Origin of the sequence: Vibrio sp. ZOR0018 (assembly GCF_963865925.1) — a bacterium.
Taxonomy (GTDB): Bacteria; Pseudomonadota; Gammaproteobacteria; order Enterobacterales; family Vibrionaceae; genus Vibrio; species Vibrio anguillarum.
The window spans coordinates 19,787-42,968 of the sequence record NZ_CAWMCN010000105.1 but is presented as its reverse complement, the minus strand read 5'-3'; the positions used below and the strand labels follow the sequence as shown (position 1 = coordinate 42,968).

Genomic DNA, 23,182 nt, shown 5'->3' with positions numbered 1-23,182 from the left:
GATGTGAGTGGGGTTATGTCACTCTTCTGCTATCACTGGAAGTGATTCAAGATCAGGAATAGTGACTTGCAGTTGAACCACTCGGCGGTTATCTGCTGCGGTGACTTTAAAGCTGTATTTGTCGATCTCTACAACTTCGCCACGGCTTGGCAGGTGGCCAAAGGCTGTCATCACCAATCCCCCTACAGTATCTACTTCTTCATCGCTGAACTTAGTACCAAAGGTTTCGTTAAACTCTTCGATGGTGGTCAGCGCTTTAACTGCAAAAGTATGTTTGCTGAGCTTACGGATATCCAATTGTTCTTCATCATCGAACTCGTCTTCAATGTCGCCAACGATCTCTTCCAAAATATCTTCAATGGTCACTAAGCCAGACACGCCACCGAATTCATCCACGACGATCGCCATGTGGTAACGCTCCTCTCGGAACTCCTTCAATAAGCGATCAACCCGTTTACTTTCTGGTACCACGACTGCCGGTCGGATCACTTCTAAAATGTTAAAAGGTGCACTGTCTGAACCTAAATATTTGAGTAAGTCCTTCGCTAGTAGAATGCCTTCAACATGGTCTTTATCTTCACTGATCACTGGATAACGTGAGTGCTGAGCATCGGTGATCAGCGCAATTAAGGTATCCAAGTCATCGTTTTTATCGATAGTGACCATTTGTGAGCGTGGGATCATAATATCACGCACGCGCATCTCAGAAATCTCCATTACACCTTCAAGCATATCTCTTGTGTCATGGTCGATAAGGTCATTGATTTCAGAGTCGCGGATCACATCCACAAGCTCTTGGCGATCTCTCGGATCACCTTGAAATAATTGGCCTAGGCGTTCAAAGAAGGACTTTCTACTCGGACCTTCAGAATTCTGGGGGTTATCTTCGTTCATTGTTTCTCTAATTTTCCTCGCTATCAGATGTGTGATAGCACACGTATCGTACCGACTTTAGCGGTACTAGCTTCATTGTCTGGAGCTATTCCTTCTCAGCAAGATACGGGTCTTCAAAGCCCATTTTTTGCAGAATTTCAGTTTCAAGAGATTCCATCTCTTCGGCTTCATCATCATCGATATGATCATAACCTAGCAGATGTAGACTGCCGTGTACAACCATATGAGCCCAGTGTGCCATCAACGGTTTTTGTTGCTCATCGGCTTCTTGTTCCACCACTTGGCGGCAAATGACAAGGTCACCGAGCAGATCCAACTCTATGCCCGGAGGCATCTCAAAAGGGAAGGATAGCACGTTGGTCGGCTTATCTTTTCCTCGGTAATCGCGATTGAGCTGTTGACTCTCTTCGGAATCAACAATTCGCACAGTGACTTCCGCTTGTTCCTGAAATGGGGTCACCGCGTGAGTTAACCAATGGCTGATATCATCAAAAGTAGGTAACCCTTGCTCATTTTTGACCGCTAATTGTAAATCTAGTTCGATACTCATTATTCACCAACGTTTTTTGTTGCGGTTACTGTATTCACTTCAGTAGAAACATCCACAGACTTTACTTCTCGCTCTTCACGACGACGTTGCTCTTGAGCTTTACGCTCTTTTTGGTCCTGAGCTTCCCATTTTTCGTAAGCGTTGACGATACGAGCAACCACTGGATGACGTACGACATCATCAGACAAAAAGAAGTTGAAGCTGATTTCGTCAACTTCATTGAGCACTTCAATGGCATGGCGAAGACCTGAACGAGCGCCACGTGGCAAATCGATTTGTGTCACATCACCCGTAATAACGGCTCTTGAATTAAACCCAATCCGTGTCAGGAACATTTTCATTTGTTCAACGGTAGTGTTTTGACTTTCATCTAAAATAATAAAAGCATCGTTGAGCGTACGTCCGCGCATGTAAGCGAGTGGCGCAACTTCAATCACATTGCGTTCAATGAGCTTTTCTACTCGCTCAAAGCCAAGCATTTCAAACAACGCGTCATAAAGCGGTCGTAGGTACGGGTCGACTTTTTGGCTTAAATCACCGGGTAGGAAGCCCAATTTTTCACCTGCTTCAACCGCCGGGCGTGTTAACAAAATTCGACGAACTTCTTGGCGCTCTAGCGCATCAACTGCAGCGGCAACGGCTAAGTAGGTTTTACCTGTCCCTGCAGGGCCAATACCAAAGCTGATGTCGTGCGCCACCATGTTAACGAGATACTGAGCTTGGTTAGGCGTACGCGGCTTTATCAGCCCTTTCTTGGTCTTAATGAAGACTTCTTTGCCATGTTGAATACTTGATTCAGACGGCTGCTCAAGGATCCCTGAATCTTTGATGGCTAGATGAATTTGCTCTGGTTCGATATCTGGAATTTGACCACGTATGGGTGAGGTATTAACGTACAAAGATTTGATAATATCCAACGCAGCAGCGGCAGTGTGTGGTTTACCGACTATGGTGAAAAACTGGCTGCGGTGATTAATTTCAACACCAAGACGGCGTTCTAATTGTTTGATGTTGTCATCGAATGGACCGCACAGGCTAGCAAGACGGCGGTTGTCTGAAGGTTCTAGATCTATCTCTAGCGTAACAATTTTATTGCTCAATGTTGCCTCTCAGTTTGCCATGGTACAGTGCCCGATTATGATCGAGCACTGTATGACATTATGCTTAAACCTAAGGTGTAAAAGTGGCTACCCCTAGCTCATTTTCTCGACGTGTTTTCGCCATCATTTGCGTTGGTGAAATCACGGTGCGAAGATCCATATCTTGTTCAGTGCGAACCAGTTCACCACGCAGTGAGTTGGCAAACACATCGACAATTTTTACATCGACAAATTGGCCAATCAGATCGGCGGAGCCTTCAAAGTTAACGACACGGTTATTTTCGGTACGGGCGCGAAGCTCCATTAGATTTTTCTTAGATGGGCCTTCGACTAATACGCGTTGTTCTGTACCTAACATCAAACGTGAGTAACGCATCGCTTGTGCGTTGATTGTTTGCTGCAGTTCATATAAGCGCTCTTTTTTGGCGTCTTCTGATAAATCACATGGGTAATCAGCGGCTGGCGTACCCGGGCGAGGGGAGAAGATAAAGCTGAAGCTCATATCAAAATCAACGTCTTTAATCAGCTTCATTGTATCTTGAAAGTCTTTATCTGTTTCACCGGGGAAACCGACAATAAAGTCAGAACTAATTTGGATCTCTGGGCGCGCCTTACGCAGTTTGCGAATAATGGATTTGTACTCAATCGCGGTGTGTGGGCGCTTCATCATGGTTAAGATTCGATCTGAACCACTTTGTACCGGAAGATGCAGGAAACTCACCAGTTCAGGTGTGTCTTCATAAACGGCAATAATATCGTCGGTAAATTCGAGTGGGTGGCTGGTGGTGAATCGAATGCGATCAATGCCATCAATGGAGGCGACTAAGCGTAACAGATTGGCAAATGAACAGATTTCACCATCGTGCATAGGGCCACGGTATGCGTTAACGTTTTGTCCTAAAAGATTGACTTCGCGTACACCTTGCGCCGCGAGTTGCGCGATTTCATACAACACATCATCCATCGGGCGACTGACTTCTTCACCGCGAGTGTAAGGTACTACGCAGTAAGTGCAGTATTTTGAACACCCTTCCATAATAGAGACGAATGCAGTTGCGCCGTCTGCTTTTGGTTCTGGTAAACGGTCGAATTTTTCAATCTCTGGGAACGAAATGTCCATGACTGGCGCATCGTTGGTTTGCGATTGTTTTATCATTTCTGGCAAGCGGTGTAGGGTCTGCGGGCCAAAAATAACATCAACAAAGGGAGCGCGTTCACGAATGTGATCACCTTCTTGGGTTGCAACACAGCCGCCAACGCCAATCACGACGCCTGGTTTTTTATCTTTCAATGTTTTCCAACGACCCAGTTGGTGAAAGACTTTCTCTTGTGCTTTTTCTCGGATCGAACAGGTGTTAAGTAATAATACATCTGCTTCCTCTGGCTCTTCCGTTAGCTCGTAGCCGTTTGCAGCGTTAAGCAGGTCGGCCATTTTTGATGAGTCGTATTCGTTCATCTGGCAGCCCCAGGTTTTAATTAGCAGTTTCTTACTCATCTCACTTTCGCTCGTCTTATTGGTCTAAATTGGTTGAACTAATGCTCAAATTGTAGCCGCCATCTCGGCGGTAAGCCGCGTATTGTACTGCTTTAAAAAGTCACTGACTAGTCATCCAATAAAATCTCTCGCATGTTCCGTCATCTCTAGATTTTTACCATAGAAAGTGCAGGGTTTTTGTGTAAAAAAATTCGCAAAAAAGAGCTGAAAACGTACAATGAAAATCGACTCAAAACTCAGACGATTAAGTGTAAACAATGAACAATTTTGACGTGGTGGTGATTGGCGGTGGCATGGTTGGGGCGGCAGTGGCTATAGGCTTTGCTAAGCAAGGTCGCACGGTTGCTCTGGTTGAGGGTATAGAGCCTGAAGCGTTTACAATAGACCAAGCAATGGATCTGCGCGTATCAGCCATTTCGCAAACTTCGGTTCAGTTACTTACTGACTTAGGTGCATGGAATGAAATTGCACAAATGCGTGTTTGCCCTTATCGCCGCCTAGAAACCTGGGAGCACCCAGAGTGCCGTACTCGCTTTCATAGCGATGCACTCGGCCTCCCTCAGCTGGGGTATATGGTCGAAAATCGTCTTATTCAGATCGGATTGTGGGGGCAATTTGCGCACTATCCGAATTTGCAGGTTTTTTGTCCTGATAAGCTCAAACACATTGTGTTTGGCCAACAAAATAGCGTGCTTTTAGAGTCAGGCGCAACTCTTACTGCAACTTGGGTGATTGGTGCGGATGGTGCAAATTCTCTTGTGCGGCAACTGGCGGGAATTGGTATTACCGCGTGGGATTATCGACACCATTGCATGTTGATCAATATCGAAACTCATCAACCTCAGCAAGATATTACTTGGCAGCAATTTTTTCCATCCGGCCCGCGCTCGTTTCTTCCTTTGCCGGGTAATCAAGCTTCTTTGGTATGGTATGACTCACCAAAGCGAATTCGCCAATTGTGTGCGATGAACAAGCAGCAGTTAAGGGAGCAAGTGTTGGCCTCTTTTCCTGAGGAACTAGGCGATATTAACGTGTTGCAGTGTGGGGCATTTCCCCTCACTCGTCGTCATGCTCAGACGTATGCGAAACGGCAATGTGTTTTGGTCGGCGATTCAGCACACACGATTAACCCTCTGGCTGGGCAAGGGGTGAATTTAGGGTTTAAAGATGTAAAAGCGTTATTAGCTGTGACACAAAATCAAGAAGCTTTAACACAAGCGCAATTACGGAATTATGAAACATGCAGAAGGCCGGATAACTTAGTGATGCAATCAGGAATGGATCTGTTTTATAAAACGTTCAGCAACGAGGTTTTGCCAGCAAAGTTGGTGCGTAACGCGGTATTGAAGTTGGCCGAACATTCAGGCCCAGTGAAGGAAAAACTGTTGAAATACGCGTTAGGTTTGTAGTGCGATTTGAGCTGTTTTTGTAGAAACAAAAAACGCTGCAGATCAGCAGCGTTTTTTACGTAATAAAAATTTTAACGAATTACTTAGTTACACGTAGAACCGGTGTTTCACCAACAACGACGGTGCCAGAAAGCTTGTTCAGCTCTTTGATTTCGTCCATGTTAGAGATAACAACAGGTGTTAGTGTTGATTTTGCTTTCTCTTCAAGAAGCGCTAGGTCGAATTCGATAACAGTATCGCCTGCTTTAACCGCTTGGCCTTCTTGAGCGATACGAGTAAAACCTTCACCTTTTAGCTCAACTGTGTCGATACCAAAGTGAACGAATAACTCAACACCGTCATCAGACTCGATTGAAAACGCATGGTTAGTTTCGAAAATCTTACCGATAGTGCCGTTAACTGGAGCTACCATTTTGTTGCCTGATGGTTTAATCGCAATACCATCACCAACAATTTTCTCAGCGAAAACAACATCTGGCACATCTTCGATATTGACGATTTCACCAGAAAGAGGGGCAATAATTTCAATCGCACCTGCATCTGAGCTGTCGTCAGATACTAGCTTCTTAAGTTTATCAAACAGACCCATTGTGTCATGCTCCTAACGTTTAATTTTATTCTGTCGAATTATAGTATACCAATCGCCAACAATAGACGACCTATTTTTAGTCGTCTATCTCATTGGTATTAGCGAATTATTGCGTTTTCTCTGCGATGAATTTTTCCACACAAGCTTCGATTTCAGCTGCGGTTGGGAAAGAGAGTGCTTCTTCTGCCATCGCTTTAACTTCGGCGAAGTTTGAGTTGCGGATCACTTTCTTCACTTTAGGGATAGAGATACCACTCATAGAGAATTCATCGAGTCCCATACCAAGTAGAAGTAGCGTTGCACGTTCATCACCCGCTAACTCGCCACACATACCCGTCCATTTACCTTCAGCGTGTGAGGCATCAATCACTTGCTTAATCACGGTTAAAACCGCTGGAGAAAGTGGGTTATACAGGTGTGAAATCATTTCGTTACCACGGTCAACCGCAAGAGTGTATTGGGTTAAATCATTGGTACCGATAGAGAAAAATGACACTTCTTTTGCCAAGTGGTGCGCAATTGCCGCTGCCGCAGGTGTTTCAACCATAACGCCGATTTCGATATTTTCATCGAACGCTAAGCCTTCCGTGCGAAGTTCTTCTTTGTATTCTTCAATGGCGTTTTTAAGCTCACGAATTTCTTCTACAGAGATGATCATCGGGAACATGATACGCAGTTTACCATGCGCAGATGCACGCAGAATGCCACGAAGCTGATCTCGTAAGATGTCACGACGGTCTAAGCTGATGCGAATCGCGCGCCAGCCCAAAAATGGGTTCATCTCTTTTGGTAGATCCATGTACGGAAGATCTTTATCACCACCGATATCCATGGTACGGATAATCACCGCTTCACCACTCATCGCTTCTGCAACTTCTTTATAAGCTTGGTATTGCTCATCTTCAGTTGGTAGCGCGCTGCGGTCCATGAATAAAAACTCAGTACGATATAAGCCAACGCCTTCACCACCGTTGCGTAAAATACCATCGCAGTCTTTTACTGTGCCGATGTTACCGCATACTTCAACTTGGTGACCATCGAGTGTGATAGCAGGTAGGTCTTTTAGTTTTGCGAGCTCTTCTTTTTCCGCAGCAAAATCATCACGAATTTTTTTCGCTTCTTCAAGCTGTGCTTCTGAAGGATTAATGATGATTTTGTTGTTCATGGCGTCAAGAATAAGCATGTCGCCATTCTTTACTTTCTTAGTGATGTCGTTAGTACCAACAATCGCTGGAAGCTCAAGTGAACGTGCCATGATTGAAGTATGAGATGTACGACCACCGATATCACAAGCAAAACCCAGCACGTAATCAAGATTGATTTGTGCAGTTTCAGAAGGCGTTAAATCGTAAGCAACAAGAATCACCCGTTCGTTAATATCACTCAGTGAAACGATATTAATGCCGAGTGCATTTTTAACAAAGCGCGTACCGATATCGCGGATGTCTGTCGCGCGTTCTTTTAGATATTCATCATCAAGAGATTCTAGGGCAGCAGCCTGCTCTTCGATCACGGTATAGATCGCGTTGTCTGCATGCATTTTGTCATTTTTGATGAGTGCTAAAATTTCCTCTTCTAGCTCTTCATCTTCAAGCAACATGATGTGGCCTTCAAAGATGGCTTCTTTTTCTTCACCAAATGTTTCAAGTGCTTTTTGTTTGATCACTTCTAGCTGAGCAGAAGATTTGTTACGAGCGTCATAAAAACACTGAACTTCTGCTTCTACTTGGTCATCTGAAATAGAGTGAGTATTTAGGACAATTTCATCTTCTTGAAGTAGCAGTGCTTTACCAAAAGCAATGCCTGGAGATGCTAGGATGCCTGAAATCATAGCGTTACCTTAAATTGGTCAACTGTAAACGGGAGAATGTGGACTATTGCGCTAACGGTAATTAGTAGCTCAAAATGTAGACTATTTCCAACAAAGCCATTTTGTTTTCACAAAATGGCTTTGAAATAGTGGACCGGATTAATGTAGTTGGTCCATGAGAGCAACTAGGTGATCTACCGCTTGCTTAGCTTGAGGGCCTTCAGCAGAAATAGTCACAACGGTACCTTTTACTAGGCCAAGAGTTTGAAGTTTGAATAGGCTCTTAGCACTTGCGCTTTTGCCGTTAGAAGTCACTGTGATGTCTGCATCGAATACTTTTGCTTCTTTAACGAACTGCGCAGCAGGACGAGTGTGAAGGCCGTTTTCTGCAGTGATTTCTACTTGCTTCTCGTACATGTTATATACCCCAATTGATTTATTTTTTGTTAGTTTCTTCACCAGAACAGCTTAACTGCTAATCAACGGTTCTGCTAGCAGAGTAACGCTGTTTTAGTGTCATAGCTGATACTGATTTAAATTTCATAATCACGATTTCAATCTATGTTGTCATTCGTCATTATAGTTAATACGTTTCTGACTTCTTTATTTCGAAGCTTAAAATAAAACGAGGTGATATTACCAAAGGTGAGGCAAGGATCAACAAAAAAGCCCCTGTATGGGGCTTTTTTAAACGAAAATTTGATTTAACCACCTATTACTGTTGGTTCTCTTTCTCGGTAAATAGGCCAGAAAATAGTGCGGTGCTCAGATAACGCTCACCTGAGCTTGGTAGTACCGCTACAATTGTTTTTCCTTCAAATTCAGGTAGTTCTGCTAATCTATTCGCGGCTACAATCGCTGCGCCTGATGAAATTCCAGCCAAAATCCCTTCCTCTTCCATGAGGCGTCTTGCCATTTCAATCGCTTCTTCTGAAGTGACGGCTTCAACACGGTCAATGAGGGATAAATCGAGGTTGCCAGGAATAAATCCCGCTCCTATACCTTGGATTTTGTGTGGCGCAGGTTTGATTTCATCTCCAGCAAGTGCTTGAGCAATGACTGGCGACTCCGCAGGTTCAACCGCAACTGAGATGATAGCCTTGCCTTTTTGGCCCTTAATGTAGCGACTTGTGCCCGTTAAAGTACCACCGGTTCCGACACCTGCAACGAACACGTCAATCTCACCATCAGTTGCATCCCAGATTTCCGGCCCTGTTGTTTTTTCGTGGATTTGTGGGTTGGCTGGGTTATTGAATTGCTGCAGCAACAAGTATTTTTCAGGGTTGCTGGCAACAATTTCTTCTGCTTTAGCAATTGCGCCTTTCATGCCTTTCGCCGCTTCGGTGAGTTCAAGGTTGGCTCCTAAAGCTTTAAGCAGTTTACGGCGCTCTAAACTCATTGATTCAGGCATAGTAAGTGTCAACTTATAACCACGAGCAGCTGCAACAAATGCAAGAGCAACACCGGTGTTACCGCTGGTTGGCTCTACAAGTTCAACGCCAGGTTTCAGTGTGCCAGCTTTTTCTGCTTCCCAAATCATGTTGGCACCGATACGGCACTTCACGCTAAAGCTTGGGTTGCGCGCTTCAATTTTCGCCAGTACCTTACCTTTGCTGACTTTGTTTAAGCGAACAAGAGGAGTGTTACCAATAGTCAGAGAGTTGTCTTCGTAAATTTTGCTCATTGCGATATTCCTTTATTACACACGTTATATGTGCCTGGCGGTCTGATAAGACACGTGAGTGGATACAGATGCAGAATAGGTGTTAACCTTAAAACGTAAAAGGATTAAAAAGTTATAACTTATAGAGGGATATGCAGGTTGAATCTCCCTCGCACCATCACTGCAGTTTGTTTTTAAATTCACCAACCCACATGGCTGTTGCCCCGCATACAGCAACCGGCATGACGATTAAGTTAACAATGGGTATGGTGGTAAAAATCGACACTAAAACACCAAAGCTATACGCCTTGGTCTGTTTTTGTTTCAAATTGTGTCTCATCTGGTTAAAGCTCACTTTGTGGTTGTCAAATGGGTAGTCACAGTATTGGATGGCTAACATCCATGCAGTGAAAATGAACCACAGCAAAGGGCCTAAGGTTTGTCCTAAGGCAGGAATTAGGAGCAATAAGAACAAACCGATTGCTTTGGGTAAGGTATAGATTAATTTTCGCCACTCTCTTGCGAGGATACGTGGGATATCTTTGACCATAGACCAGATGCCATCGCTGTTGATTGGAGCGCCAATTAATCTTTCTTCCACTTTTTCTGCGAGTAGCCCATTAAATGGTGCAGCGACGAAGTTAGCCAGCGTACTGAAGAAATAGGAGAACGTGGCTAAGATAGTGATCGCGAGCAATGGCCATAAAACGTAACTTAGCCAAGATAAAAAATCAGGGATTTGACCAATAAACTGTTCTATCCACGTATTGAGATGATTGAATAAGTAAAAAAGAGCGCTGCCGACGAGAACGATGTTGATGAGTAATGGCAGAATCACAAAGCGTCGAATGCCGGGGGTGAGTGCTAGCTCTAGACCAAAAAAGAAGTATCCAAAACCTGAACGTTGCTTAAGTGTCATACCGTTATCCATGTGAATATCTGTTAATCAATGCTAAAAAGCTATTCTACTCAACCTGCCGAAGAAGAAAAGCGTGGTGAAAATCACATCATGTATTGAACTTCTCACATTAAGTTGTTCTAAATCGGTACAAACTTTTGGTAAAGTACCCCGATAGACCGATATAACCCACGTTGGTGACACGTTCAATTCAAGCTGGTAAAGCTGAGAATAACCATGCATCGAGAAACTGAGAGTGAAACATGCAGGAATTGCGATTCGTACTCATAATTGTTGGCGCGCTAGCGATAGCCGCGTTGCTATTTCATGGTCTTTGGACCAGTAAGAAAGAAGGGAAGTCCAAGTTTGAGGATAAGCCTCTTGGTAAAATTGATGTTGATCACGATGATACACAATCTGCGACCCAGCGTTCATTTGCTCCGGAAGATGATTTCGAAATTATTCGCAAAGTACGTAAAGAGCCAGATTTTAGTGAAGCGGTTGACCCTCTCATTGACGGTTATTCACCAAGCTTTGAACCTGAAAATGTGCTTGATGAACTCGATGATGTGCCCTCAATATCGATGAAAACCGAATCCCCAAGTCTCAGTGAACAAGATGATGTCATTGCTGACGATAATCAAAAATCCGACGTTCAAGAAGCCGAAATGGAAGTGATTGTGCTGAATGTGCATTGTGCGGGAAATGATCCCTTTGTCGGCACTAAGCTTTTTGACAGTATGCAGCAAAACGGCCTTCTTTATGGTGAGATGGATATTTTCCACCGGCATGCCGATCTGTCAGGTACAGGGAAAGTGCTGTTTAGTGTTGCCAACATGATGCAACCCGGTACATTGGCACATCATGATCCTGCGGAGTTTACTACTCGCGGTATCTCATTCTTCATGACACTGCCTTGCTACGGCGAGCCTGATCAAAATTTCAAATTAATGCTTAAAACCGCTCAACAAATCGCTGATGATTTAGGTGGCAATGTATTGGATGATGCGCGTAATTTAATGACGCCAGATCGATTGGCTGCCTACCGACGCCAAATCCAAGAGTTTAAAAGCGCACGCAACGCGTAGACGCGTAGAATAAACATCGACCATTAAGGGCTCCTAGTCGGAGCCTTTTTTCATGATCCGAGAGAATTATGATGCAAACAATAGAACACAAATTAAGCCAACTTCGTGAGACGCTGCATTATCATGCTGTACGTTATTATGTAGAAGATAACCCTGAAATTCCTGACGCTGAGTATGATCGTTTGATGCGTGAGCTGCTTGAGTTGGAATCGCAGTATCCGGAGTTAGTCACAGCGGATTCACCCAGCTTGCGTGTTGGAGGTAAGCCTTTAGAGGGTTTTGCCCAGGTGACTCATGAAATTCCAATGCTCTCTTTAGATAATGTGTTTGATGAGAATGAGCTTGATGCCTTTCACAAGCGGATGCAAGACCGGATACCGAGTGCCCACTTTAACGCTTTTTGCTGCGAACCTAAGCTTGATGGTTTAGCCGTGAGTTTGCTTTACGAAAATGGTGTGTTAGTACAAGCCGCCACGCGTGGGGATGGCGCGGTCGGTGAAAACATTACGGAAAACGTGCGAACGATCAGTGCTATTCCACTGAAGTTACAGGGAAAAGGGTGGCCCGTTCGTTTAGAAGTTCGTGGTGAAGTGTTCATGCCTAAAGCCGGTTTTGAGCGATTGAACCAACAAGCACTCAAAAAAGGTGAAAAAACCTTTGTTAACCCAAGAAATGCAGCCGCAGGGAGCTTGAGACAGCTCGACTCAAAAATCACAGCTCAAAGGCCGTTGAATTTTTATGCTTACAGTGTTGGTGTGATTGAAGGCGCTGAGTTAGCAAGCAGCCATTATCAGCGCTTTTTGCAGTTAAAAGGGTGGGGGCTGCCGATGTGCCCTGAAACACGTCTAGTCTCTTCAATGGATGAAGTGAAAGAGTACTACCAAAGTATCTTAACTCGTCGCGCTCAACTCGCGTATGAGATTGATGGCGTGGTGATTAAAGTTGATGATATTGAACTGCAACAAAAGCTCGGTTTTGTCGCGCGGGCGCCTCGCTGGGCGATAGCTTATAAATTTCCTGCCCAAGAAGAAATAACGCTCCTGAACGATGTTGAATTTCAAGTGGGCCGTACCGGGGCTATTACACCTGTTGCGAAGTTAGAACCTGTATTTGTGGGGGGAGTCACCGTCAGCAATGCGACATTACACAACGCTGATGAAATTGAGCGCCTAGGCGTGAAAATTGGTGATAGCGTTATTATTCGTCGAGCAGGCGATGTTATCCCACAGATTGTTTCTGTGTTGTTAGACAGACGCTCTAATGCAGTGGTCGATATTGTTTTCCCGCAGTACTGCCCGGTGTGCAACTCTGACATTGAGCGTGTTGAAGGTGAAGCTGTCGCCCGTTGTACAGGGGGGTTAGTGTGTCAAGCTCAGCGCAAAGAAGCATTAAAGCACTTTGTCTCTCGCAAAGCGTTAGACGTGGATGGTTTAGGCGAAAAAGTGATTGAGCAGCTTGTTGATAAAGAGATGGTGAGCACGCCCGCGGACCTCTTCCGTCTAAAAGCAGGGCAGCTAACGGTGTTAGAGCGTATGGGACCAAAATCAGCACAAAATATCGTTAATGCACTGAATGCCGCCAAAATGACCACATTACCCCGTTTTTTGTATTCATTGGGCATACGTGAAGTCGGGGAAGCGACGGCGGCGAATCTTGCGCTCCATTTCGGGTCATTAGACAAAATTCGCCAAGCGACCCATGAAGAACTACTTGAAGTTCAAGATGTTGGAGTTATCGTTGCGAGTCATATCACATCTTTTTTTGAGCAAGATAAAAACCAACGGGTGATTAATGAATTGATCGAACTCGGTATCCAGTGGCCTAATATCGAAAAGCCGAGCCAAGATGCGATTCTCCCTTTACTTGGTAAAGTGGTGGTTTTGACGGGGAGCTTGTCGAAACTCTCTAGAAGTGATGCGAAAGCGGCGCTACAAGAGCTTGGCGCAAAAGTAACGGGAAGCGTCTCTAAAAACACCGATATACTATTTGCCGGAGAAGCGGCCGGTTCAAAATTAGTAAAAGCGCAAGAACTAGGGATCGAAATTCGCAGCGAACAAGATTTGCTTGAGTTAATGAAAAGCTAATTTTTTAAGCATCCCTTCCTTCATAAAGCCTCAAAATTAATTTTGAGGCTTTATTTTTATCTCAAACCGCCACATTAAAATGTCCAGTAATTAGAAAAAAAGCCCTCATTTTCTTCAATGCCAATCAAGAAGAACTTTACTCTCTTTCAATTTATTATTGCGATGCACTTCAAGCTATTAGTGTGATTGTTTTTTTATCGTTTTGAAAATTAATGAGTTTTTTGTTTTTATATTTTGTTTTATGACTTATTAGATCTTGATCACTTACTTGGTCAAAGTTTGCCGTAGCTCATATTTTTTTAGATAAAAATTAAGTTCTCATTGATGTTTTCTGTTGCGAAGTTAGTCTAGTGAACATGGATACACGATGTGTATGCAGGAAAAGAGAAAATCAGAAAATTAATGACTAATTTAGGTTTTCAACATAGGAAATGATTTCTCCCTTCGGCGGCCAACTTAAGGGGGAAATAAAAAACAGCTATATCTATTTTTAGGAGTTTTTCCATGGACAAAATGTTTAAACGTAATCTTTTAGGCGCTGCAGTTGCTATGGCTGCAGTTGGTTCAGCGCAAGCTGCTATTCCTCTAGCTGGTGATGCCGTTCAGTTTTACGGCCAAGCTGCAGGTTTTATTACTATCGCTTCTCCTGACAAAGGTGATGAATCTGTAACAGCAACCATTGAGTCCAGAATTGGTTTTCGTGGTGTAGTTGAGTTTGAAGATTTTGGGCCAAATCTATTGTGGCAAATCGAAGGTGGTGATGCTAATAATGGTGATAAATCTGGTCAACTTGGTGCTCGTGATACTTACTTAGGCTTAGGTTTTGACGGTGTTGGTTCGTTCAAATATGGTCGTCAGCTTGTTGCTACGTATAATTATGTCGATTGGCCTCACTCAAACCCTGGTCTTGGTAACGTTTTTGACTGGCATAATGACATTGGCGCTGGATATCAAGACCGTGCTGATAATGTTCTACGCTTCGATTCTGAGAGCTTTGGTGGTTTTAACTATCAAATCACTCTAAGTGGCATGGAAAAAACAACTGACGCTGTAGTGGTGAGTATTGCTGGTTCTTATCAAGCAGGTCCAGTAAATCTACATGGTGGTTACTACACTCAAGCTGAATATACTGACGGCGCGGACAAGAAAGGTGATATCAACTACGCTATTCTTGGTGCAACCGCTGGTTTTGATGCATTGACTTTGACGGGTGCTGTAAAGTTAATGAATAATGACTTAGCAGATAAAGAGCAATTGGCTTATTCTGCAACAGCTCAGTATGTGAATAATTCTTGGGTGTATAAGTTGGGCGTTGCTGGCACAACAGATGCGAAAGAAAAAGGTACGAAACTTGCTGATACAGGAGACTTGGCGGTAACAGCTCGTTTGGGTTATTTGTTACCAAGCACTTATCTATTTATGGATTTACGTAATTATAAGATGAATGCTGCTGATGGTTTTGATAACAACCTTCTAATTGGTGCAGAATACTATTTCTAATTCGAAGTAAAGCTATTGCCTTATCTACTTATGAGTGAGCACCTTTTTTGGTGCTCACTTTATTTACGAGGAAATTATGATGAAAATTTGGTTAAAAGCACTTATGTTGAGTGCAATTGTGGTTCCATTTAGTAGTCTAGCTAAAGTTGAGGTAAGGCTGAGTGATGATGTCAATGTATTGGCTGTAAATGGTGAAGAGATTGGGTTTAGAGTTAATAAGCTATCAAAACTAGAACTGGATAACGGAGTTAACCAACTGGTCGTTCGGGTTGCAAAGCTAGTCTCTAAATATGGTGAATTTGAGAAATTTAATTCACATCCCGTAGTGATTACTTTTGAAGCAGAGGATCAGACGTTAGATATTGGAATTGAAGAGACGGTTAATACCGTTGTACAAGCTGAAGCATTTAATCAAAAACCGATATTCATTATTCGCTCTTCTAACAATATTGAATATAAGCAAGATAAATTACCAAGGTTGGATGGAATTACTCGCGACTATAACAAAGAAATCATTATGTACAATCGCCAGAATAACATCAAACTTCCGACTGATGCATCCATCACTGATGCTAATGTTGATTTTCAAAATGAAATTAAATCAAAGCCTGCTGAAATGGTTCAATATTGGTTTGCTGAAGCTGATGTTAACGATCGGAAAATATTTGAAAACTGGGCATTTAGCAATCGAGATAACATTAGCCAACCTCTGACGGCAGAAAATAAGCCATTAGATATGTTAGGGTACTGGTATGAGAAAGCGAATAAAGCTGAGAAGTCTCAGATTCTGAGCTGGTTACTAAATCAATAATCAAGCTTGCGATTTATCGTTATAAAAGGCATGGTTAAACCATGCCTTTTAAGTATTACACTTACTATGAATATTAGCCAAGTTTCTCAGTTAACAGCACTTACTGCTAAGTCCATTCGTCTTTATGAAGAGAAGGGGCTGATATCGCCGCCCCTTCGTTCAGAGAATGGTTACCGTCATTATCAACAAGCGCATATTGATGATCTTTTACTTATTGCGCGATGCAAGCGCGTTGGTTTTAGTTTAGAGGAATGTAAATCCTTACTCGCCCTTGCCAACGATCCGTCCCGGACCAGTTTTGCAGTCAAAGAGAAAGCGCAAGAGAAGTTGAAACAAGTATCACAGAAGCTGGCAGAGCTTTCATTGATTAAATTGCAACTAGAAGAGTGGATTACCGAATGTCCAGGCGACGGCGGTAGTGAATGCCCAATCATAGATAATTTGAAGGGGCAGTGTTGCCATAACGACTTGAACAAGTCAGTGTGAAAATGAGCTCATTAGCTAATGAGCTGTCGAGGCACACACTACAATTTGGCTGCCCATAAATGAAAAAACCAAAAGCAATTCATCACTTTTGGTTTTTATGTACTTTCTTACTGATGTTTACTCAATGAGGCTGGCTCTCTTTAGGCTCAACAATCAACACAATTCCTTCGACATCTACGACTTTAACCACAACATCAGCTTCTAGGTTTTGCTGGCATTTTGCTGTCCACGTCGTATCGCCGAGCTGCAATCGAAAAGTTGCCCCTTCTTGAACGCTCTCTTTAAGACGAGCTGTTTGTCCGATCAGCTGTTTCTGTTTCTGGTTCAGATCACGAGTCTTGTCACCATCGTGGTCTGATTTAAATTGTTTACGCCACCATAACCAAGTCGTGACGAGTGATAAACTTGCAAAAGCCATCCACTGCAGTTGCCAACTGATGGGGAGCATCGCAAAGATAAGGCCAACGATGAGTGCGGAAATACCTAACCAAAGAAAATACCCAGCAGTTCCAAGCAGTTCCAATGCAACAAGCACTAAGCCTAATGCGAGCCAGTGCCAATAATTCATTTGTTGTATTAGCTCTATCACGTTAGGCCTACTTATCTTGTGAGGATTTCAGGTTGAACATTTCAGCAATGCCAGCAACCGAACCCATCAACCCAGTTGCTTCTAATGGCAGCATGATGATTTTGCTGTTCTCTGCTTGACCAATGGCTTTAAGTGCTTCGGTATATCCTTGAGCGATAAAGTAGTTAACCGCTTGCATGTCACCTTGCGCAATCGCATTCGAAACCATCTCCGTCGCTTTAGCTTCCGCTTCGGCAGCGCGTTCACGTGCTTCTGCTTGAAGAATAGCCGCCTGCTTTTCACCTTCAGCTTTAAGTATTTCAGACTGCTTTTGGCCTTCGGCGCGTAAAATTTGTGCTTGACGTACGCCTTCGGCTTCTAACACTTCAGCACGTTTATTTCTCTCCGCTTTCATTTGCGCGTTCATCGCCGCGGTTAAATCCGCTGGTGGTTGTACATCTTTAATTTCGATACGAGTGACTTTTACACCCCAAGGGTTAGTCGCCTGATCGACTATCGATAACAATTTAGTGTTGATCATGTCACGCTGGCTGAGCATTTCATCCAGTTCCATCGAGCCCAGTACGGTACGCATATTGGTTAGAGTTAAGTTGCGAATGGCGTGTTGTAGTTCGCTAACTTCATAGGCGGCTTTCGCAGCATCAATCACTTGCACGAAGCAAACCGCGTCGATAACAACATTGGCGTTATCTTTAGATATCACTTCTTGTGCTGGGATATCAAGCACCTGTTCCATCATATTAATTTTTTGTCCGACGCGATCAATGAACGGAATAATGATATTTAAACCGGGGCGTAGGGTGTGTGTGTAACGTCCAAAACGCTCTACTGTCCAATTGCTCCCTTGTGAAACGGTTTTCACTGCAGAAAAGATAAATGAAATAACGACGAATACAAATATGCCAACGGCGACGAGTGAATCAATAGCCATAACGGTTCCTTTTTAGTATTAAATAATCCTAATGTTGATGTTCCTTTCTCTATTGAAACGGTCGCTGTGTTAGCTAAGTTCGTTCACCCCAATCATAGAGCTTATTGTGCTCATAGGGATGAACTCACTTGCCGACTGCCGGTATCTCCAAGTCATTTGGATATAGGAGCGATTCTCATCAACGTTTGAGCTTTGCTATTGATCATTCTCTATCAGTTATCGATATGGAACAAATGAAATAATGAGATTTGATACTGGTTTTTTAACAATCAAAGCAGAACGTTTCCAGTTTAATTGCTTGATATTATTAATATAATAGTGAATACAGCTTTCTGCGATAGAGACTTGCCACACTATTTCCTTGTCCAAGAGCACTTAAAATGTCCATAAACACTTTTTTGAGCTCGCCATCGAGGCAATTGAGGTCGCTTTGTAAAAATGACCATAACAGCTCGAGAGCTTCTTCATTACGGTTAACTTGATGATATTGAAGTGCTAACTCACTTGCTATGTGAGCGTTGTTTGGCTCAGCGGAAAAAATCTCTTCTAATGCCTGAATCTCTGGGCTGTCAGCGGCTTGCTTATGCAGCTCCAGTTTGGCGATTAAGCCTTTGTAGTAACCATCTTGATACTCTAGTGGGATGCGTTCCAGTTCTGTTTCTGCCGCTTCATACTGCTGAGTTTCCAGAAACACATCAGCGAGGGCCAGTTTGACCTCTGCTTTTGCTTTCATATCGTCAGGTAGACTTAGTAGTAAGGGGAGTGCTTGCGAATGTTGTGTTTGCTCTATCAGTGTTAAGGCTTGCTGTAGCGCGACTTCATCGTGGCTTGGCAAATGTTTGTTTAACATTGCATTCACTGTTTCTATGGTCTGAGCACCAGCTAAACCGTCGACCGCTTGACCATTAATAAACAGAGCGATTGTTGGCAGGGTTTGAACACCAAATTGCGCTGCCACTTGCTGTTCTTGCTGGCAGTTGAGAAGAGCCAATGTGAATGCGCCACTGTGTTGTTGCGCTACGCTTTGTAATTCAGGAATGAGCTGTACGCTCTCTTGATTCATGGGTGCCCAAAAATAAAAGAGAATAGGAGTCTCAACTGAGCGTTCGAACACCTCTCGAAAGTTGTGCTGATTGACCTCAACGATGTAAGGTGATTGCATGATATTTTCCTTGCGATAATCAAGTTTATAGTCTTAGAAATAGGGGTGAAAATTGGAATATCAAGGGCAAATGAAAAACGCTACCGTTAAAGTAGCGTTTTTTATCTCTCAAAGAGAGGGCAAGCAAAGGTGTCTATAATATTAAAAATAGTGTCAGCGCAACACCGACACTGAGCCAATTTAATTGGTGTAATGTCATATTCGTCGTACCACATGTAACGCTTTATATTGGATTAACTGGGATATCCAGAGTTGTATCATGTCACATGAATGTTACGAATTAATGATAATTAAGTTGGTTGTGCTACTTTATGCAACCGTCGGTTTATCCACAGATAAGTATCGCTTTTGTCATTATCGTATACCTTGCTATGCACAAAAAATATAGGCCAGTTTTGGTTAAGCACGATGTTGTAATATATTTTTCAACGCAGGTTCTAGGTGTGAAAACTGGAAGTGAAATCCTAGCTCGGTTAGCTTTTTAGGTTTTGCTCTAATACTGTCAAACAGTAAAACAGCCGCTTCACCCATTGCAAGGTTTAGAACCCATTTGGGAGTGAATAGTATGTGTGGTCGACGTAATGTTTTCGCCAATAGTTGGCTAAAATGCTTATTAGGTACGGGATGTGGAGCACAGAGGTTAAAAGCACCTTGTGCATGTGGCGTGTCTAATAAATAGGCTATCGCTCGTGCCATATCTAATAAGTGGATCCATGGCATATACTGCTCACCCTTACCAAGAGGGCCGCCCAAGCCTAAACGGTAAGGTGGCAGCATTTTCTTTAAAGCACCACCATCACTAGCGAGCACGATCCCCGTACGCAATAGGCACACTCGAGTTTTTTCTGATTGCGCTTGGAGTGCGATGCGCTCCCATTTTTCGCAAACGTGATGAGGAAAACTTTGTTGGTGCACATGTAATGTTTCATCAAACGGATGAGACTGTTGGTCACCATAATAGCCGACGGCCGAGCCACTGATGAAAACGGAGGGTGGTTCAGTACTGGCATGGATGAGTTCAACTAACCGCTCTGTTATTTCCCATCGACTAGCGCAAATGATCGCTTTTTGCTGTTTGCTCCAACGTTTGTCGGCGATCGGTTCTCCTGCAAGATTGATAATGGCGTCAAATTGATTCGCGTCTTTTAAACTCGCTAGGGAAGTCAGGTAGGTGATACTACCTTTGTCTACATGGGCGAGCTGCTGCTTAGCACGCTCTATATCGCGCGTGAGGAGGTAGATATTGTGCGTGAAAATCTGTTTCATCAGCTCTTTACCGATAAAGCCAGTCCCTCCCGTTAATAGTATTTTCATGTTTCTACCTCATTGGTCTGTGCGATATCACCTAAATGGTGGTGATGAGAACGATAGCTATGTTGGTTAAGTGGCGATGCTTGTTTGCCATCTAACCTAATATAGGAAACTTATTTAGCATACGTGAATTGTTCGTGGTGATAAATGACAATGTTTATCCATAACTCAAGATGACGAAGTGTGCTGAAATTCGTACAATCTGTAGCTCCAAAATACGGAGATAAAAGTATGAAGTTGTTTTTTGCTTCGGATTTACACGGTTCACTGCCTGCTACTGAAAAAGTACTCAGTCTATTTGAACAGTCAGGTGCAGACACTTTAGTACTGCTAGGAGACCTTTTAAATCATGGTCCGCGTAATCCTATACCTGATGGGTATAATCCGACCGCAGTTGCGGAGTGCTTGAATCGATGGGCGCCGCATATTGTGGCGGTCAGAGGCAATTGTGATAGCGAAGTCGACCAAATGCTGCTCGACTTTCCGATAATGATGGATTTTTGTTGGGTAGTTTTGGAGTCAGGAACTCGTTTTTTCTTAACGCATGGCCATCAATATAATGCTCAAAATAGGCCACCATTAAAAAAAGGTGATGTTTTGATCCATGGCCACTCGCACATCCCTATGGCGCAAGGTCAAGATGATGTCATTATTGTCAACCCGGGGTCCGCGACCTTTCCACGTAATGAATTTCCCCCAAGCTACGCTATTTATACGGATGGATTATTTCAAGTAATGGGGCTAGAGGGACAACAACTGGCGCAATATCGTTTAGCGACTAGCTCTTAAACCCGTCGCTATCTGATTTACCTGTTGTCTGAATGACCCAGATCTCGCTCTGGGTCAATGATATCTCTGACTCGTTGCTTAAGAACCTTTGCTTCAGGGAAACCACCATCATGTTTACGTTCCCAAATACGTTGTCCATTGCACATGATTTCAAATCGTCCCCCTGTATCAGGGTAGAGACGCACAGATTCAATTTCTTCACTAAAAGTATGCAGTAACTCTTGGCTTAGCCAAGTGGCCCGAAGCATCCAATTACACTGGCGGCAATAGTAGATCTCAATATTGGCTTTTTCCATGGTGTACCTTTTGTGAAGAAGTAAGGGCCATTCGCAACAAAGGACCTTTCGACCCTTCAGTAAAGTTACAGATTACTCGATGGCTAATTGATAAACAGCACTGTCGAACCATGGCTTAGGCTGGTGAGCAATAATGTTTTTTCATTGACGACATCAATACGTCGGCTTTGTTGAGCATCCATCTTGAAAAATTGAGTAATCAGTTCTAATTGCTCAGGGGTAAAGTCCTTACTTTGACTAGAACTAATGTTTTTAAATTCGCTAGGCGATATCAATAAGTAGCTATCACTGATATCCCAGGTGCCGGTTTCTGAGATATTAATGAAACTTTCACTTTCACCACCCACGGCGAATAACTTCACATTTGACATTCTAATATAAGTACCGTTAGGTAAATATTTCACATTCGAATTGACATCAACCCGACGGATTGGCCCAACAGAATCATTCTGTTGACTGCGTTTTACCACAGTGACCATTTTAGATTGCCATTCTTGCGCCGTTAGGATTTGTTCTATTTTTAAATCACTGCCCCAGTATAACCAACTACTGAATAGTGCAGAGATAGCTAAGATGAGGGTTGCCACTTTTGGATTCATATTTATGCCCTTATTTACACACGTTGGCCAAATCATCTTGGTTAGCTAAAATTCGTAAAGTGACATTTTCACCCGAGAACTCAGAACTATGGATGTAATTCAATACGAGCTGATTATTTTGACCACCAGTCGCAATCACCTGCTTAGGTGCCAGTTCTCCAGTATGTGATTCATTGTATTTTTTTACGCATTTTTCAATAGAAGGTAACCATTTGTTTAGGTCTGGATGATTGATGGGCGTATTCACAACTATATTGTTATAAACCGCAATCTGTTTAAATTTTGATTGTGCAGGGCTAGTTAATAGGAGAGCCAGGATAGGTAAGAAAAGAGCCACAACCAACATCAATTTGCTTTGCAGTGTTAACTTTTCTTTCCCTATTTTTACTTTCGCGAGTGGATCCGTCGTCACGGTTTGGGATGTTGTCTCTTCGGGTTGCGAAGTGGTATCCGCGTCAATGTCTTGGATAGACTCACTGGCCAGTAACGGTTCCTCTTCAGGCTCGTTGGTGGTGTTTTTTTGTGAGTAGGGGATTGCTCGAGTCACCGAGGCGATCATTTGATAACCTCGTTTCGGTACGGTTTTGACGAATTCTGGTGATTTGGTTTGATCTTTCAACATCTTACGAAGTGTTGAAATCGCTTGAGTTAAGCTTGAGTCATCAACTTCAAAACCTTGTTCACGCCACACAAACTCATGCAGTTCATGGCGTGTAATGACTTCATTTGGGCGTTCACAAAGTAGAAGTAAAATTCGACTTTCGTTACTACCAAGGCGAACAGCTTCTTGTTCGTTTTCTTGTTCAAGCAAAGAGTTACTATTGGGATCAAACGTGAATCGGTTAGCAAGGATGAATTTTGTGCCTATGTTACTCATGATAATCTTCTTATTGTTGGCATGTTTAACCGTCCATCAACCTAGCCTGCTTGGGGAAGCAATTGATGAAACATTATGCTAGTTTTTATTTTCTTTGATAAAAATTACGGCAAGCATAATCAAAATAAATGAAAAAAACAGTGTTTTTATGATTATTGACCTTGAATTTACAATTGCCAGCCTCATCTTACTAGCAAATCATCCTTGGTTGCACACTCTGTGTGTGAATGAAAATAACTCAGATGTTATGG

Annotated in this window: 23 protein-coding genes; 7 read left to right on the top strand and 16 right to left on the bottom strand. The window is 43.1% G+C overall.

Annotated elements, in window-relative coordinates; translation table 11 throughout:
• Positions 1 to 18 precede the first annotated feature (18 nt).
• From corC to miaB, 4 genes are all read right to left on the bottom strand, one after another.
• Positions 19 to 894 carry a CNNM family magnesium/cobalt transport protein CorC gene (gene corC / locus AACR75_RS08090; RefSeq protein WP_010317353.1) on the bottom strand — a complete coding sequence of 292 codons (876 nt, stop codon included), beginning with the start codon at positions 892 to 894 and terminating at the stop codon, positions 19 to 21.
• 85 nt (positions 895 to 979) lie between these two features.
• On the bottom strand, positions 980 to 1,444 hold the full coding sequence (ybeY, locus tag AACR75_RS08085; RefSeq protein WP_047689615.1) for an rRNA maturation RNase YbeY: 465 nt from the start codon (positions 1,442 to 1,444) through the stop codon (positions 980 to 982).
• Positions 1,444 to 2,544 carry a PhoH family protein gene (locus AACR75_RS08080; protein WP_047689613.1) on the bottom strand — a complete coding sequence of 367 codons (1,101 nt, stop codon included), beginning with the start codon at positions 2,542 to 2,544 and terminating at the stop codon, positions 1,444 to 1,446. Before AACR75_RS08080 ends, ybeY begins: the two co-directional genes overlap by 1 nt.
• A 70-nt stretch (positions 2,545 to 2,614) precedes the next feature.
• The gene (gene miaB / locus AACR75_RS08075; protein ID WP_017049486.1) at positions 2,615 to 4,039 is read right to left on the bottom strand and encodes a tRNA (N6-isopentenyl adenosine(37)-C2)-methylthiotransferase MiaB; all 1,425 of its coding nucleotides are present in this window, start codon (positions 4,037 to 4,039) and stop codon (positions 2,615 to 2,617) included.
• Positions 4,040 to 4,296: 257 nt separating this feature from the next.
• Here miaB and AACR75_RS08070 point away from each other — a divergent pair, with 257 nt between their 5' ends.
• On the top strand, positions 4,297 to 5,448 hold the full coding sequence (locus AACR75_RS08070) for a 2-octaprenyl-3-methyl-6-methoxy-1,4-benzoquinol hydroxylase (RefSeq protein WP_047689611.1): 1,152 nt from the start codon (positions 4,297 to 4,299) through the stop codon (positions 5,446 to 5,448).
• A 79-nt stretch (positions 5,449 to 5,527) separates the two neighbouring features.
• Here the strand turns inward: AACR75_RS08070 and crr are convergent, their stop codons facing one another.
• The 5 genes from crr to cysZ all read right to left on the bottom strand — a co-directional run bounded on the left by crr (position 5,528) and on the right by cysZ (position 10,441).
• Positions 5,528 to 6,037: a PTS glucose transporter subunit IIA gene (gene crr / locus AACR75_RS08065; RefSeq protein WP_010317358.1), complete on the bottom strand. Its 510-nt coding sequence runs from the start codon at positions 6,035 to 6,037 to the stop codon at positions 5,528 to 5,530.
• A 106-nt stretch (positions 6,038 to 6,143) separates the two neighbouring features.
• The gene (gene ptsI, locus AACR75_RS08060; protein WP_013857325.1) at positions 6,144 to 7,868 is read right to left on the bottom strand and encodes a phosphoenolpyruvate-protein phosphotransferase PtsI; all 1,725 of its coding nucleotides are present in this window, start codon (positions 7,866 to 7,868) and stop codon (positions 6,144 to 6,146) included.
• Between the two features lie 138 nt (positions 7,869 to 8,006).
• On the bottom strand, positions 8,007 to 8,264 hold the full coding sequence (locus tag AACR75_RS08055; RefSeq protein ID WP_026027491.1) for an HPr family phosphocarrier protein: 258 nt from the start codon (positions 8,262 to 8,264) through the stop codon (positions 8,007 to 8,009).
• Between the two features lie 298 nt (positions 8,265 to 8,562).
• Entirely contained in the window at positions 8,563 to 9,531 is a 969-nt protein-coding gene (cysK, locus tag AACR75_RS08050; protein ID WP_013857323.1) for a cysteine synthase A, read from the bottom strand.
• A gap of 157 nt (positions 9,532 to 9,688) precedes the next feature.
• Positions 9,689 to 10,441: a sulfate transporter CysZ gene (gene cysZ / locus AACR75_RS08045; RefSeq protein ID WP_047689609.1), complete on the bottom strand. Its 753-nt coding sequence runs from the start codon at positions 10,439 to 10,441 to the stop codon at positions 9,689 to 9,691.
• 230 nt (positions 10,442 to 10,671) lie between these two features.
• On the opposite strand from cysZ, the gene zipA reads away from it, so the two are divergent.
• The 5 genes from zipA (at position 10,672) to cueR (ending at position 16,377) form a co-directional block, all read left to right on the top strand.
• The gene (zipA, locus tag AACR75_RS08040; RefSeq protein WP_013857321.1) at positions 10,672 to 11,496 is read left to right on the top strand and encodes a cell division protein ZipA; all 825 of its coding nucleotides are present in this window, start codon (positions 10,672 to 10,674) and stop codon (positions 11,494 to 11,496) included.
• Between the two features lie 68 nt (positions 11,497 to 11,564).
• The gene (ligA, locus tag AACR75_RS08035) at positions 11,565 to 13,580 is read left to right on the top strand and encodes an NAD-dependent DNA ligase LigA (RefSeq protein ID WP_047689606.1); all 2,016 of its coding nucleotides are present in this window, start codon (positions 11,565 to 11,567) and stop codon (positions 13,578 to 13,580) included.
• A 504-nt stretch (positions 13,581 to 14,084) separates the two neighbouring features.
• On the top strand, positions 14,085 to 15,080 hold the full coding sequence (locus AACR75_RS08030; RefSeq protein ID WP_047689603.1) for a porin: 996 nt from the start codon (positions 14,085 to 14,087) through the stop codon (positions 15,078 to 15,080).
• Between the two features lie 76 nt (positions 15,081 to 15,156).
• Positions 15,157 to 15,891 (top strand): YccT family protein, encoded by a 735-nt coding sequence (locus AACR75_RS08025; RefSeq protein ID WP_156117105.1) that lies wholly within the window; start codon positions 15,157 to 15,159, stop codon positions 15,889 to 15,891.
• 66 nt (positions 15,892 to 15,957) lie between these two features.
• Positions 15,958 to 16,377 (top strand): Cu(I)-responsive transcriptional regulator, encoded by a 420-nt coding sequence (gene cueR / locus AACR75_RS08020; RefSeq protein ID WP_017043453.1) that lies wholly within the window; start codon positions 15,958 to 15,960, stop codon positions 16,375 to 16,377.
• A gap of 121 nt (positions 16,378 to 16,498) precedes the next feature.
• Here cueR and AACR75_RS08015 read toward each other — a convergent pair whose 3' ends face one another.
• The 4 genes from AACR75_RS08015 to AACR75_RS08000 all read right to left on the bottom strand — a co-directional run bounded on the left by AACR75_RS08015 (position 16,499) and on the right by AACR75_RS08000 (position 20,373).
• Entirely contained in the window at positions 16,499 to 16,966 is a 468-nt protein-coding gene (locus AACR75_RS08015) for an NfeD family protein (RefSeq protein ID WP_047689596.1), read from the bottom strand.
• Positions 16,967 to 16,973: 7 nt separating this feature from the next.
• On the bottom strand, positions 16,974 to 17,897 hold the full coding sequence (locus AACR75_RS08010) for an SPFH domain-containing protein (RefSeq protein ID WP_013857314.1): 924 nt from the start codon (positions 17,895 to 17,897) through the stop codon (positions 16,974 to 16,976).
• A 307-nt stretch (positions 17,898 to 18,204) separates the two neighbouring features.
• Positions 18,205 to 19,059, bottom strand: coding sequence for a thioredoxin family protein (locus AACR75_RS08005; protein WP_047689594.1), 855 nt, complete (start codon positions 19,057 to 19,059; stop codon positions 18,205 to 18,207).
• A 399-nt stretch (positions 19,060 to 19,458) separates the two neighbouring features.
• Complete coding sequence (locus AACR75_RS08000; RefSeq protein ID WP_013857312.1) at positions 19,459 to 20,373, bottom strand: TIGR01777 family oxidoreductase; 915 nt, start codon at positions 20,371 to 20,373, stop codon at positions 19,459 to 19,461.
• A 228-nt stretch (positions 20,374 to 20,601) separates the two neighbouring features.
• On the opposite strand from AACR75_RS08000, the gene yfcE reads away from it, so the two are divergent.
• Complete coding sequence (yfcE, locus tag AACR75_RS07995; protein ID WP_047689591.1) at positions 20,602 to 21,159, top strand: phosphodiesterase; 558 nt, start codon at positions 20,602 to 20,604, stop codon at positions 21,157 to 21,159.
• Positions 21,160 to 21,176: 17 nt separating this feature from the next.
• On the opposite strand, the gene AACR75_RS07990 is transcribed toward yfcE, so the two are convergent.
• From AACR75_RS07990 to AACR75_RS07980, 3 genes are all read right to left on the bottom strand, one after another.
• A complete protein-coding gene (locus AACR75_RS07990; RefSeq protein WP_017045494.1) occupies positions 21,177 to 21,455 on the bottom strand; it encodes a SelT/SelW/SelH family protein in 279 nt (92 codons plus the stop codon).
• Positions 21,456 to 21,538: 83 nt separating this feature from the next.
• Positions 21,539 to 22,054 (bottom strand): regulatory protein ToxS, encoded by a 516-nt coding sequence (locus AACR75_RS07985; RefSeq protein ID WP_026027495.1) that lies wholly within the window; start codon positions 22,052 to 22,054, stop codon positions 21,539 to 21,541.
• Positions 22,055 to 22,064: 10 nt separating this feature from the next.
• Positions 22,065 to 22,931 carry a winged helix-turn-helix domain-containing protein gene (locus tag AACR75_RS07980; protein ID WP_047689588.1) on the bottom strand — a complete coding sequence of 289 codons (867 nt, stop codon included), beginning with the start codon at positions 22,929 to 22,931 and terminating at the stop codon, positions 22,065 to 22,067.
• Positions 22,932 to 23,182 lie beyond the last annotated feature (251 nt).